Source organism: Proteus sp. G2673 (assembly GCF_009915125.1).
Lineage (GTDB): Bacteria > Pseudomonadota > Gammaproteobacteria > Enterobacterales > Enterobacteriaceae > Proteus > Proteus penneri.
This window is the reverse complement of record NZ_JAABLT010000004.1, coordinates 67,958-82,127: the sequence shown is the minus strand read 5'-3', so window position 1 is coordinate 82,127 and position 14,170 is coordinate 67,958. Positions and strand designations below refer to the sequence as shown.

Annotated in this window: 11 protein-coding genes; 4 read left to right on the top strand and 7 right to left on the bottom strand. The window is 35.0% G+C overall.

Annotated features, from left to right (window positions below; genetic code table 11):
* Positions 1–66: 66 nt before the first annotated feature.
* From GWI59_RS01085 to GWI59_RS17480, 4 genes are read right to left on the bottom strand one after another with little or no spacing between them, the layout of a single operon-like run.
* Positions 67–1,536, bottom strand: coding sequence for a TolC family protein (locus GWI59_RS01085; RefSeq protein WP_109848453.1), 1,470 nt, complete (start codon positions 1,534–1,536; stop codon positions 67–69).
* A complete protein-coding gene (locus GWI59_RS01080) occupies positions 1,536–3,389 on the bottom strand; it encodes an FUSC family protein (RefSeq protein WP_109848454.1) in 1,854 nt (617 codons plus the stop codon). Before GWI59_RS01080 ends, GWI59_RS01085 begins: the two co-directional genes overlap by 1 nt.
* The gene (mdtN, locus tag GWI59_RS01075) at positions 3,379–4,419 is read right to left on the bottom strand and encodes a multidrug transporter subunit MdtN (protein ID WP_161723814.1); all 1,041 of its coding nucleotides are present in this window, start codon (positions 4,417–4,419) and stop codon (positions 3,379–3,381) included. The genes GWI59_RS01080 and mdtN overlap by 11 nt, the downstream gene beginning before the upstream one ends.
* 3 nt (positions 4,420–4,422) lie before the next feature.
* Positions 4,423–4,581, bottom strand: a complete 159-nt coding sequence (locus GWI59_RS17480) for a hypothetical protein (RefSeq protein WP_237584731.1) — start codon at positions 4,579–4,581, stop codon at positions 4,423–4,425.
* Positions 4,582–4,970: 389 nt separating this feature from the next.
* On the opposite strand from GWI59_RS17480, the gene mnmH reads away from it, so the two are divergent.
* Complete coding sequence (gene mnmH / locus GWI59_RS01065) at positions 4,971–6,056, top strand: tRNA 2-selenouridine(34) synthase MnmH (RefSeq protein ID WP_161723810.1); 1,086 nt, start codon at positions 4,971–4,973, stop codon at positions 6,054–6,056.
* Between the two features lie 784 nt (positions 6,057–6,840).
* Here the strand turns inward: mnmH and GWI59_RS01060 are convergent.
* Positions 6,841–8,241, bottom strand: a complete 1,401-nt coding sequence (locus tag GWI59_RS01060) for an amidohydrolase (protein ID WP_109400421.1) — start codon at positions 8,239–8,241, stop codon at positions 6,841–6,843.
* A gap of 171 nt (positions 8,242–8,412) precedes the next feature.
* Here GWI59_RS01060 and GWI59_RS01055 point away from each other — a divergent pair, with 171 nt between their 5' ends.
* A complete protein-coding gene (locus tag GWI59_RS01055) occupies positions 8,413–9,654 on the top strand; it encodes a TerD family protein (RefSeq protein ID WP_161671542.1) in 1,242 nt (413 codons plus the stop codon).
* A gap of 103 nt (positions 9,655–9,757) precedes the next feature.
* On the opposite strand, the gene GWI59_RS01050 is transcribed toward GWI59_RS01055, so the two are convergent.
* Positions 9,758–10,213, bottom strand: coding sequence for a YaiI/YqxD family protein (locus tag GWI59_RS01050; protein ID WP_006536837.1), 456 nt, complete (start codon positions 10,211–10,213; stop codon positions 9,758–9,760).
* Between the two features lie 447 nt (positions 10,214–10,660).
* Here GWI59_RS01050 and GWI59_RS01045 point away from each other — a divergent pair, with 447 nt between their 5' ends.
* Together GWI59_RS01045 and GWI59_RS17575 are read left to right on the top strand one after the other, a co-directional pair.
* The gene (locus GWI59_RS01045; RefSeq protein WP_161723808.1) at positions 10,661–12,259 is read left to right on the top strand and encodes an ABC-F family ATPase; all 1,599 of its coding nucleotides are present in this window, start codon (positions 10,661–10,663) and stop codon (positions 12,257–12,259) included.
* 379 nt (positions 12,260–12,638) lie between these two features.
* Positions 12,639–12,764, top strand: a complete 126-nt coding sequence (locus GWI59_RS17575; RefSeq protein WP_006536833.1) for a hypothetical protein — start codon at positions 12,639–12,641, stop codon at positions 12,762–12,764.
* Positions 12,765–12,827: 63 nt separating this feature from the next.
* Here GWI59_RS17575 and GWI59_RS01040 read toward each other — a convergent pair whose 3' ends face one another.
* On the bottom strand, positions 12,828–14,036 hold the full coding sequence (locus GWI59_RS01040) for an MFS transporter (RefSeq protein ID WP_161723805.1): 1,209 nt from the start codon (positions 14,034–14,036) through the stop codon (positions 12,828–12,830).
* Positions 14,037–14,170: the final 134 nt, after the last annotated feature.

Genomic DNA, 14,170 nt, shown 5'->3' with positions numbered 1-14,170 from the left:
GTTAGAGGCTGGCGGCTTATTATTAACGCCGCCTCTACTAAAATATCAATATATAAAACAAATAGTTTAATGTAATGTCGAATTAGGCAATGCTTTATCTATTTCGCCTAATGCAAATGCTAAATCAACAGCCGCAATTTGTGAGCCTGTATAGGCATCAATCTGAGACATTTGTGCATTTAATAATGCAATCTCTGCGGTATTAATATCGGTTACTGTTCCTAACCCATTATGATAAAATTCCACACTAGCGGTATAGGTTAACTGTGTTGTCTCTACTAAGTTTTTAGATGCTTTATTTGCCTCAAGCGCTGATTTCAGAGCATTTTCACTAATTGAAATCTCTTTTATCGCCATATCTTGGCTTTTGCGTAAATTTTCTTGTGCTAGCCTAATTTCTGACTGTGCATTTACCATTCTTGATTGACGCATTCCGCCTTCATATAATGGAATACTTACCCCAATCAGAATATTAGAAGATGATGTTCTTTGGCTAATATCAGGAAGCCCCTGAACATCAAAGCTACCTGTTCCTCCAGCAAGTGCACCAGCAAGATATACTTTAGGAAAATAGTCAGATTCGACGGAATTAGCAGCCTTGATTGCGGCTTGTTGTAATTCATATTGCGCTAAAACATCCGGACGTTGTGCAAGTGCTTTTTTTATCACATCATGAGTTAATGGTGAAATATCATCTGGAAGAAAATTATCATCGGCATAATTAATGGTTATTTTTTCAAAAGGTGAAACGCCAATAGCTGACAATAAGATTTGATATTGATCTTTTTCATGACCTTTGGCTAACACGTTTTGTAATTCAACTTGTGCCACTTGTTGTTTAGCCAATGCTACATCTAATACTGTTGCTAATCCCTTGATTCGTTTTTGTTCAACAGCATATAAAATGTCTTTACTTCTCTGAAGGGCTTTTTGGGTGATATTCACCTTTTTTCGTGCCGCACCATAGCTAAAATATGCAACAGAGACATCATGAATAATTTTCTGATGCATCAGATTAAAATTAAGGTTTGTCGCTAGAGAAGCATGCTTGGCAGCATCAACTAATGCCCCTCTTTTACCAAAATCAAAAATAAGCCATCTAAATGTGAGTGCTGGAATAAAAGCGCTACTAGATGTTTTTATATCATCAACAATAGGATTTTTAGGTAAATCAATTTTCCCGTGTTGATACCCTGCGAGTGCTGTTGCTGTGATAATTGGCAAATATGTACTCTCTACCATACCAATATCAGTCGCTGATTTTTTTGCTAACTCCCATGCAATACGTGTATCTGGATTATTTTGTTGTCCTAAATCGATAAGATCGGCTAACGAATAACTAGATTTAATCGTTTTCTCTTGAGTTGACGATAAATATTGCTCAGAGGGTGAGGCAATATATTTGGTATTATCATAATTAATAGGTTGTTGAGAATATTGTTTAAATGAACTGCTTGTGTCAATACAACCAACAAGTAATAGGCTTAACAGAGATGGCAGAATGTTTTTCTTATTATTAATGATTAAATTTACCATTATGATTTTTCTCTTATTAAATGTTTAAATACAAGCTCTCTTTCATTTGTTGGTAATGTTTTTATTTCATTATTAAGAATATTTTTTTTAAATACATCTTTTGGCTCTTTATTGATATCTGAATAAGAGAGCTTATCTTCAAAAATAAATTTATGAGCATAATTGTGATAGCTAATATAAGAAATTTTATTTAATGATTCCTTGAAAAAAAACATTATATTCTTATTTCTTTCTCTATCTTCTTTTTCGAAGATAAGTAAGTCTATGTTGTCTTTTGATTGTGTAATAGCCTCATTCACGGATGAAACTAAATCCAACATGTCATTTTTATTTGTTGAATAGCTTAATTCAGTATAATTATCTAGAATAGAACTAATTTGTTTATATATTGTATTAATAATACTTGTTGGCCACACTTTTGTAAAAATGATGTACATGACAATATTACCTAACAAAATTCCTAGAATACGATCAGACACTACATTCATATCAAAGCTAGGTTTAAATCCATGTAATGTTGTCAATAAAAATGCTAACCCGACTTGTACACCAGCATAAGAGATACGCTCATTACCTACAGCAACCCAAGCTGCGGGCAATAGGCAGAAAAAGATCAATACCATCAATTCAAAAATATCAGATAAATTAGGAATAATATAGAGCAGTGAAATTATGCCAATTAGCGCTCCAATTAGACAACCCGTGATCCGTAATGTTAATTTATGAACCGTTTCGCCAACAGATGTTAATGCCACAACATAACAAGTGATCATTGCAGTATGAATACCCTGCCATTTAAAATAATCATAAAAAATATAACATAGAATGGCGGCTATCGTGGTTTTAATGGCAAAGTACTTATGGTTAGGATTTGTAAACGCATCACTAACAAAGAAAGGTGTTTTTTTCTGTACAGGTTTAGATTCTCTTTCAGTAAATAGAATTTTATCAAAAGTATTTAATAAGTGTAGTTTACTTATTTTATTTTTAGTTTGTATTTTATCTTTTATTTTTTCTATTTGATGATGCTTGAAACAGTCTAAAAGATATAAACATTTTTTAGAAAGAAGAAAACGTATAGAAGCTGGCGTTTTTTTATCAAAAGTTAATGACATAATCAATATTTGATAAGAGTTGTCAACCATATTCTCCAACCAGTGAATATCTTCTCTTCCTCGTAAATAAAATATCTTAATAAACATTAAATAGCGTTTACACTCTGTTTGTGTACTTAATAATTCACTGATATCGAGTTGACTTTCCTTTCTTCCTAAAAAGAAATCACTTGCAGTAGAAAAGCGTGTGGCGATTTTGTTTAACAGCAATTTTCTAGGACTAATTCCAAAAAAGTAATTAAATAAAATGACCAATAACATTGGAGAAACTGCCATAAGTAACGCATAAAGCAGTGCTCTTGTTGCCACATCTCCAACAGGAATATCATCAATTAAAGTCATTAAAAAGGCGATAACTAAAGCAACTAAATTACCAATATCACCAAGGCTACTTGCAGAGGCTAAATACATAAAAATGGCTGAAAACAAAGCCATAAAAAAGAATCGTAAAATAATGTTTTGTATCGTGAGATTAAAAAGTAAAAAAATAACACACACCACAATGGAACATAAAATAATAACACCAATAGATAATAATATATTTTGTACTGCATCAGCTTTGATTAAATAAATAATCAAATAGCAACTTATAGCAGATTCGGGAATTTCATATACCATCGCAATAGCAGCCATTAAGGCACAAAGCAATGCTATGCGCCAAGTCGTCGCTAAACGAAAGTCAAAGGGTAACAAGTCTTTTTTGACTTGTTTCACTATTAGTGAGGGTTTAACAATCATCGTCATTAGCTATGATATTAACAGTTGCTGTAGCGCCAACCCGCATAAGATATTCTGGTGGATTGGTGATAGTAACTTTAACAGGAAATCGTTGTTGAACTCTAACCCAATTCAGTGATTTAGGCACATAAGGTAAGTCCCTTGGAATATTAATAAGATCAGTTGACATGATCCCCCAGCTAACCCCCTCTACTTTGCCTTTAATAGGATGTTTACTATCAATCATTGAATAGACAACCACGCAGTCACCTATTTTTATATTATTTAAATCTGTCTCTTTAAAATAAGCTGAAGCATACCAACTGTCTGAGTTAATTAAGGTAAAGACAGATTGCCCAGAAAGAATAAATTCACCAGGTGACAATACTAATCCAGCAACATAGCCATTACTTGGTGCTTTTACTTCTGTATTACTTAATTCCCATTCAGCCATTGCCAGAGAGGTTTTTAACGATTTCACTAATGCTACTTCTGAATCAGTGTTATTAATTAAGGCTTCTGAGGCGATATTTTGTTTTTGTGCCTGTTTTAATGTGACTTCTGCATCGTGTTTTAATGTTCTTGCATCATCAACTTGTTGTGCCGTCACAAATCCCTTTGCCAATAACGGCTCTAATCTATTAAGAGATTGAGTTGCTAATAATAAATTGACTTGAGCTCGTTTTATTTGCGCTTCTGCAACTTCTGAATTTGATGTTTCTGCAATAATAATGCGTTGTTTATTACTTAATGTTGCTTCAGCAATCATGAGTTGTTCTTTCGCTTGCTGAACCCTTAATGCATACATGGTGGGATCGATAGTAAACAATAAGTCCCCTTTATTGACTTTACTATTTTCTTTAACATAAATAGCGCTAATTCGTCCGGGTACAGTTGACGATATATTAATTTTGTTAGCATCAATTATTGCATCTTCGCTGAGTGGATTTAGCGCTGATAACTGAATATTCTTCCACAATAAGATGAATGTAATCGTAAAAACAATCACAGTGATTATAAGCGCCAATTTTTTTTTGATTTTTTTATCCATAATTTAATAAGAAAAATAAAATAGAGAGATAGTTAAAGAAATTGATAACAATATCGCAAAATAAAAAATTAAAGGGAGCGGTAATTTATCATCAATACCCCAATAGATAAGTAATACACGTACGATCAAGGCTCCTAATATGCCGATAAAGGTACATAGCATCCAATATGGAAAATAAGCGCCTAACATAGAAATAAAAGGAGAATGACCTTGAGAACAACCAGACAATAGTAATGCAATTATACTCAAGCTAGTAATATGATAATATTTTCTTATTATTTCCAAGGTAATGTACCTGTCATTTTTAGATAAATTTTATTATTCGTTTAAACACTATAGTGTTTTTACTTACAGTTGTTTAATGACTTAATCAAAAACATCATATCGAATAGATGTTAGATGTTTTTCATTCATCAATCCATACATTATCTTAAATTTTTCTTATTGAAAGTGGAGTGTCGTTTTCAATATGACTGTAATCATGGGCGTTATATGATTTTAAGAGTATAGTAGCTAATCTTTCAGCCTGACTAGATATTACAATTTTTATTATGGAATCAGCGTTTTCTGCTCAAAATATTCGACATATTCTTGCTAATAACACACCTATTATTGATGTGCGTGCGCCCATTGAATTTAATCAAGGCTCTATCCCTAATGCGATCAATTTGCCTTTAATGAATGATCAAGAGCGTGCTGCTGTGGGGACTTGTTATAAACAACAAGGCTCACAAAAAGCGGTTGATTTAGGCCATCAGTTGGTTAGTGGTGAAATTCGTGATAAGCGCATTGCAGCGTGGCGTGAAGCTTGTGAGCAATTTCCCAATGGTTATATTTGCTGTGCTCGAGGAGGAATGCGTTCTCATATCGTTCAGCAATGGCTTAAAGAAATAGGTATAGATTACCCATTAATTGAAGGTGGATATAAGGTAATAAGACAGACTATCATTGAAATGACAAATGAATTAGTTCAACGGCCTATTATCTTAATTGGTGGATGTACAGGTAATGGAAAAACGACTTTAGTGCATTCGCTTCCTGAAGGTATTGATCTTGAGGGTATTGCGCACCATCGAGGCTCATCTTTTGGCCGCATAGTAGAAGATCAATTTCCTCAAGCTACATTTGAAAACCACCTTGGTGTTGAAATGTTACAGAAAGCACCAAAATATACACGATGGGTACTTGAGGATGAAGGTCGCGCTATTGGTGCTAATGGATTACCTGAATGTTTACGAGTAAAAATGCTTGAGGCTTCAATAGTTGTTGTTGATGATCCCTTCGAACGACGTATAGAACGTTTGAAGGCAGAATACTTTGATCGCATGACACATGATTATCTGGAAGCGTATGGCGAAGAAAAAGGTTGGCAAGCATACAGTGATTATTTGCACCATGGTTTATTTGCTATCCGTCGCCGATTGGGATCTCAAAGAGCAATGGAATTGACCAAGTTGCTAGATAATGCCTTAGAAATACAGAAAAAAGTGTCCGACACAGAGGCACATTTTTCTTGGTTAATCCCTTTACTTAAAGAGTATTACGATCCGATGTATCGTTATCAATTAAGCAAAAAGGAAAATAAAATTATTTACCAAGGCAGTTACGAAGAAGTCATGCAGTGGTTTAAAAATTAGTAGATAGCTAAGATTTCTTGTATTAAATGCATATACCGAAGAAAAGCTCTGTAAATTTATATTACGGGGCTTTTTAGTTTACTTGGTTAAGTTTTAGTTCGATATAACCATATCCCTAAAATTATCATTAAGCTAAAGAAAAAAGGTACAGCTAAATAGAGTAAATCAGGTGAAGTGCTTCCTACAATTAATGCAGGTAAATTAAGGTATTTACCTATTCGGGACTGTTTTATCGGGACAATATGGAAGGATGTGAAAAAGTCCACGGCATAGAAATATCTCTACATAACAAAGTGAATAACAAAATAAGCATGAGTATATCAGCAGATGAGTTAAGTTCTATCTGATATCACTATGTTCTGATGGATTTATAAAATGCGCTTTAATCGTGAAATTATGATGTTGATTTACTTGCAATTGGATCGGAAAAATTTTGCTTAATTAGTAGGTAAAAAAAAGAGTGTTACTGTATTAGGCAGAATAATCATTATAAATAATCAAGACTATCCTCTCTTTTATTTCATTTTTAGTCACATGAATAAGGTTAATATTTTTTTCGTATATAGATGTGTATTTTAAATTATTTATATTTTCAAAATATTGCTTTTTGAAATTTTCTACTTTTTCTAATAGTAGTATTTTATTTTTAATCTCTTCATTTATAGTATCGTTTAATGTAATAAAATACACGAAAAGCTCAGCTAAGTAACAAATTCATTTTTGCCATAATAAAAAGGCAGTTTAAAAGCAAACTGCCTAGGATCAAGATGTTTGTTATCAATTTTTATTTAACAACTTCACCGCTGTCGATAACAGTTTTACGTACTTTATCAGAGAAATCTTGTGCCTCTTTAATAATCGCTTTCTCATCAACTGTTAATAGTTGGCGATCTTCCATTAAGATTTTTCCATCTACAATGGTGTGGCGAACATTACTGCCATTTGCACCATACACTAATGCCGCATAAGGGCTATACATAGGCACCATATTAGGTGATTTAGTATCAACAACGATAATATCTGCTAGTTTGCCTGATTCTAATGAGCCCAATTTATCTTCCATATGCAAGACTTTCGCCGAACCCATTGTCGCCAATTCTACAACAGTTAATGGTGGCATAGCAGCACGATCTTTATTCTCTAATTTATGGATTTTACCTACAAGATTGAGTTCGTTCATGGTTGTTAGCGTATTACTCGACATTGGGCCATCAGTCCCTAAACCGACACGGACACCTTTCTCTAGCATCGCGACGACAGGCGCTACACCTTTCGCTGATTTAGTATTTGCACTGATATTATGAGCAACACCAACATCATATTTTTTCAGTAAATCAATATCTTTATCATCCACCATAATTGCATGAGCCGCGATAACTTTATTATTTAACGCTCCGATATCTGCCATATATTGAACAGGGCTTTTACCTCCTGTACGTTTGGCGATTTCTTCTTTTTCACGATCAGTTTCAGCTAAATGGATCATAACAGGAACATCAAGTTCTATTGATAATTTAGCAATTTTCTGAAGGTTTTCTGTGGTGTTTGTATAAGGAGCATGTGGAGCAAATGCAGGGGTAATACGAGGGTGATCTTTATATTCTTTAATAAAGTTTACTGCATATTGGATACCCTCTTCAGGTGTTTTTGCATCGGCAACAGGGAAATTAATCACAGATTCGCCTAATACCGCTCGATTCCCCATTTTATCAACCGTTTTGGCGACTTCATCTTCAAAATAATACATATCAACGTAAGTTGTTACGCCACCTTTTACCATTTCGATATTTGCTAGATCAGCACCCACTCTGACCATTTCACGAGAAACCATTTTGCTTTCAAGTGGGAAAATATAACGATGAAGTCGATCTGGCACATCATCGGCTAATGAACGAAATACAGTCATTGATCCGTGAGTATGGGTGTTAATTAAACCTGGCATTACAATATCACCATCTACATCTAATACTTTATTAGCTTGATATTCTTTGGAAAGCTCAGGGCCACCAACGGCAATAATTTTATTTTCTTTTACGACAACAGTACCCTGTTCAATGATTTTATTTTGCTGATCCATAGTCAGAACTGTGCCGTCAACTATCATCAAATCAGCTTGTTTTGTCGCGTAACTAGAAAATGAGATCGCCATTACAGCCAAAGCAAGCATAGATTTAGAAAATGACATCATTACCTCTCGTCTTGATGGGAAAATTTCCTTAAGATTATAAATAAATTCATTGGCTTTTGATATCAATTGAAAGTGAATGTGATCACCGAATAAATAATTAATTAAGATTATTATTACATTGTGGCTTAAATTTCTTGCAGTTAGTCTTATCAATCAAGGAGCGGTATTATGAGTAAAACGTTGCAACCTGGTGAAAATACATCACTTAACGAAAATAAAGGACAAGTTAAAGTTTCTCATGCTGTAGGCGATAATCTTGATATTAATCTGACTGCATTTTTAGTAACAGGATCAGGAAAAGTCGTTAATGACGAGGATATGGTTTTCTTCAATGCGCCTCATCATGCCTCTGGTGCTGCTTCATTTATTTCACCGATAACCCAAGGCTCAACAGTTATTCATAGTATTGATTTTGATTTTTCTCGTTTACCTGCAAATATTACTAAAATAGCCATCACATTAACGCAAGATGGCAGTGCTGGCGGTTTTGCTGTTGTTCAGCAGTTAAAAGCACACGTGTTGCTAAATAATGAAGTTATTGAGTTAGCCCCAAGCCAGTTTTCACAAGAGACAGGTATTATCGTTTTAGAGCTTTATGTTAGAAATGGTCAAAATAAAGTTCGTTCTGTTTGGCAAGGTTTTGCTTCTGGGCTTGCTGGTTTATGTAACCTTTATGGTGTTGAAGTTGAAGAGCCTGCCCCTGTTATTGCACCTGTGTCAACACCACCTGTTAATATACAAAAAAGTGTGGTGAAACTGACAAAACCAGATAGTAGCCACCGTGTTTCTTTACTAAAAGGGAGTGATGCACCTAAGCGCATTTTAGTCAGTGCAACGTGGATAGATAATGGTGATGGTAAGGATAACGATGATTTAGATCTTCGTGTGGGTATTTTGCGCCCCAATGGTCAAATGTCTATTATTCAAGCTCCAGATAAAAGTGGTGCTTTTAATTCAGATCCTTTTGTTTTCCATACTGGTGATGTGGTCAGTGTTAGTCAAGATCAGCCCGGCTGTGAAACAGTTGAAATAAACCCTGCTATTTCTCAATTAATGGGCGGAAAAGTGGCATTAGTTTGTAGTGTTTACTCTGCTATTAGTAATGGTTGTGTTTCTGTTGCTTCATTAAAACCAACAATGCGCATGGAGTATGGTAATCAAATCGTTGAGTGCTCTTGTGAATACAAAAAAGGCTTTTTCAATAATATGATTTACACCTATGTCATTGGTATTATTGAAATCGATCAAGACAGTATTACGTTAAAACCTTCAGGGGTGACATCAAGAGCAGGCAGTGAAGCCACTCCTTGGTTAACTCGTATTGGTGATGAGCTTAAATTAACGATGGATGGCCCTCATGTTTTTAAAGGGAAGAAACCGAGTATTTTAGGTACAAAGCGTTATGTCTGAGCTCATTCTAAAAAAGAAATAAGATAAAGTTTATCTTAAGGAAGAACGGGCAATAATGACTATGCCCGTTTGTCGTTTATTTAACGCGTTTAGTTCTGAGTAATTAAGCGTGTTTCTTTTGTTGCAAAAGCCATTTATCCAATTCATTCGCAAAAAGTTGGCGATCACGTTGACTTAAACTTGCAGGCCCGCCAGTTTGGATACCACTTGCTCTCATTGTATCCATAAAATCACGTATATTTAAACGTTCTCGAATAGTTGCTTCAGTATAACGTTCACCTCTAGGATTCAAAGCTACTGCGCCCTTTTCTATGACTTCGGCCGCTAATGGAATATCAGCGGTAATAACCAAATCATCTTTATTAGTACGGCGGACAATTTCGTTATCAGCTACATCAAACCCCGCAGAAACTTGTAATGTACGTAAGAAAGGCGATGCGGGTACGGTTAATCGTTGATTAGCAACAAAAGTAATAATCACTTTTTCTCTGTCTGCTGCTCGATATAACACTTCTTTGATTACTTTTGGACATGCATCAGCATCAACCCATATAGGCATAACAACACTCTCTTTGTTATTTAGTATTAAAATAGTCTGTATTTATGGCGTTTAAAATAACATATTAATTGTGACTAATTGATTGAAACTTTAATCTTTCTCGTTTTTCTAATATTTCACTTAAAGAAGAAACATTGGTTGTCACTACTTGACCAAGTTTATGCAGTTGTTAAACTGGGTTTAGTACCTTCCAAGTAGCAGCTAAATAGATACCACTTGGTAAATATATTACACTTCAAGTTAAGCCAACCATTAAAAGCTAGCGTATTTGCGTTATCTCTTTTTCTTATTTTTAGTTATGAGTAATAATTCACAATATGATGAGTTTTTCTCTTATGGCAATAATTTCTTAACAGACATTCGTCACTTTACTGTCTTAATAGGGGGAACTTGTGGCATAATGCCGCCCCATTACCTTTTGTCATTCACTAATAATGAGTATTCGTCTTGTTAATCAGCAATAATATCACTATGCAGTTTGGCTCAAAGCCACTGTTTGAAAACATTTCTGTCAAATTCGGTGGCGGAAATCGCTACGGTTTAATCGGTGCCAATGGTAGCGGTAAATCAACCTTTATGAAAATTTTAGGTGGCGATTTAGTGCCAACTAGTGGCAACGTATTCCTCGATCCTAATGAACGTCTTGGTAAACTAAAACAAGACCAGTTTGCTTATGAAGAATTTACTGTGCTTGATACGGTAATTATGGGTCACACTGAACTTTGGGAAGTTAAGCAAGAGCGTGAACGCATCTATAGCTTACCTGAAATGAGTGAAGAAGACGGTTTACGTGTTGCCGATCTTGAAGTCAAATTTGGTGAAATGGATGGTTATACCGTTGAATCTCGTGCTGGCGAATTATTGCTAAACGTAGGTATTCCATTAGAACAACATAATGGTCCTATGAGTGAAGTGGCTCCAGGTTGGAAATTGCGGGTGTTACTTGCACAAGCCTTGTTTGCTGATCCTGATATTTTGTTACTGGATGAACCGACGAATAACTTGGATATTGATACTATTCGTTGGCTTGAGCAAACGCTAAATGAACGTAGCAGTACCATGATCATTATTTCCCATGACCGTCATTTTCTAAATATGGTATGTACGCACATGGCTGACTTAGACTATGGTGCACTTGCTGTTCATCCGGGTAACTATGATGAATATATGTTTGCTGCAACCCAAGCGCGTGAACGCTTATTAGCGGACAATGCGAAGAAAAAAGCACAAATTAGTGAATTACAATCTTTCGTAAGTCGCTTTAGTGCTAATGCCTCTAAATCACGCCAAGCGACCTCTCGTGCAAAACAAATTGAGAAAATTCAATTAGCTGAAGTTAAAGCATCTAGTCGTCAAAACCCATTCATTCGCTTTGAGCAAGAGAAAAAATTATTCCGTAATGCGCTTGAAGTAGAAAATATCTCTAAAAGTTATGATGATAATGCCCCACTGTTTAAAAACGTCAATATGATGCTTGAAGTGGGTGAAAAAGTGGCTATTTTAGGTAATAACGGTGTAGGTAAATCGACGATGATCAAAACATTAGTCGGTGAATTAACACCAGATACAGGCCGTTTAAAATGGTCTGAAAACTCAAATATTGGTTATTATGCACAAGATCACGCTACTGATTTTGAAGTAGATATGACAGTGTTTGATTGGATGAGCTTATGGATGAAACCAGAAGATGACGAGCAATCTGTACGCAGCGTGTTAGGTCGTTTACTGTTCTCTCAAGATGACTTGAAAAAATCAGTTCAAGTGTTATCTGGTGGTGAAAAAGGCAGAATGTTATTTGGTAAGCTGATGATGCAAAAACCAAACATTCTGATTATGGATGAACCAACCAACCACTTGGATATGGAATCTATCGAATCACTGAATATGGCATTAGAGCTTTATCAAGGTACTCTGATTTTTGTTTCTCATGACCGTGAATTCGTGAGCTCATTGGCAAATCGTATTATTGAAATTACACCTGAAAAAGTGACTAATTTCCAAGGTACTTATGATGAGTTCCTTGCGAAAAAAGGCATTACACTTTAATTTCATAATAAATTAGAGCAATAAATAAATGAGGCTTGATACTCTTTATCAAGCTTTTTTTATTGTTATCAAAAAGATCACAATAATTTTGCCCTACTATTTTTTCAATAAAACACTATAACGGTGCACCCGAAAATAATGGTTATCCTGCAGGATTAATGGATGGTGATTTTAACGCCATTGTGGCCAACGCACTTTAATGCGCGCTCGAGCTTAGTATTTACAGCAGGTAGCAGGAATGCGAACTTTATGTTTAACCCATCATGCGTAGCATAGCAGCACTTCTGTCGGAGGAAGGCGGACTTGAATTGATATAAACAATTAATTAACCCCAAAAATTATCATTTATAGATATTTTTGCATAAATTAATTTACCTCAATGGGGTGGGCTGATTGGCTTGGGCAAATATTTATTTATCCCACTCAAATTGCAGCAGGAACGTTGGTGGCGATTTTAGGTGGTAGCTATTTCCTTTGTTTAATGTTGTTAAATCGTAGCCGTTGATTTAAAAAGCCTAAGATATTGTCATTAATTTTTGCTGATATCTTAGGCTTTGTGCGTTATTAATCACACATAACTTTTACTGTTTTTATGATTAATGCGTTGAAAACCTAAAAATGCAATTAACATCACTAAAGCACTTGCTCCAATTGCAACCCATATACCAGATTGAACACCGGAATAATCAATCCGTTGCCCTGTTAATGTTGCACCAATTGCTGTACCTACATTTAACCCTGCAAGTAACCATGTCATTCCTTCAGTTAGCTGATTTTCTGGTACATTTTTCTCAATAAGTGACATAGTCACGATTATCATAGGAGCAAAGAAGATCCCCGAAATTAATACGACAAAACTTAAGCTATAAATAGAGCCGACGAAAATAAGAGGCAAAATAGTAAGGAAAGTTGCGATGCCACCTAAGCATAATAAATGGTGTAAAGGTGTTGATAATTTTAACGTGCCAAAAAATAAGCCTGCAAAACAAGAGCCAACCGCATAGGCTGCTAATACAAAACTGGCTCCTGCGGGTATTTTTTGGGCATTGGCAAAAGCCACACTAAAAAGATCAATAGTACCTACAATAACGCCCATAAAAATCATAATAACAGTTAAGATTTTGACAAGAGAAAAACGGATCACAGAGTGTGTTTTATGAGATGTTGATTCAGACGATATTGATATTATTGCCGGCTCTGTATCACGTTGTAAAACGAGTAATAACACACCAATAATAAGAAAAAAAGCGGCTAGTAATAACCCTGCTTGAGGAAAAAAAGCGACACTTAATGTGACTGAAATGGGTGGACCAATAATAAATGTCACTTCATCAAACACACTTTCTAATGAATAAGCTGTTTGTAAACGACTATCTTCTTTATAAATTGCAGTCCATCTCGCTCTGATCATGGCAGAAATACACGGCATAAAACCAATCAGTACTGCAAAAATAAATAATAAACTAATATGCCACTGTAACCATGTGGCTAATAGCATCCCCACGATCCCAATCACACTAATTGATGTGAATAAAGGTAAAATTCTATATTGCCCATAATTATCAACTAAACGTGATATTTGGGGTGATAGAATTGCGTAAGTAAATACAAAACTAGCAGAGATTGTTCCCGCTAATGCATAACTCCCTGTAAGTTGTGAAATCATCATTATGATACCAATCCCCATCATTGGTAATGGTAATCTTGCAACCATTCCCGCTAAGGTGAAAGATAGAGTGCCTTTATAGCTAAACAGTGTTCGATAAGTGCTTATCATCGTTTTCCTTAAGTTTACCCTTGCCATTTTGACGAGGGTTAAAGATAATACATACATTGCGTATGTATAAATCATATATACATACGAACTGAATGTAAATATACAAACAACACGTATGTATATTTGAAAAAGGA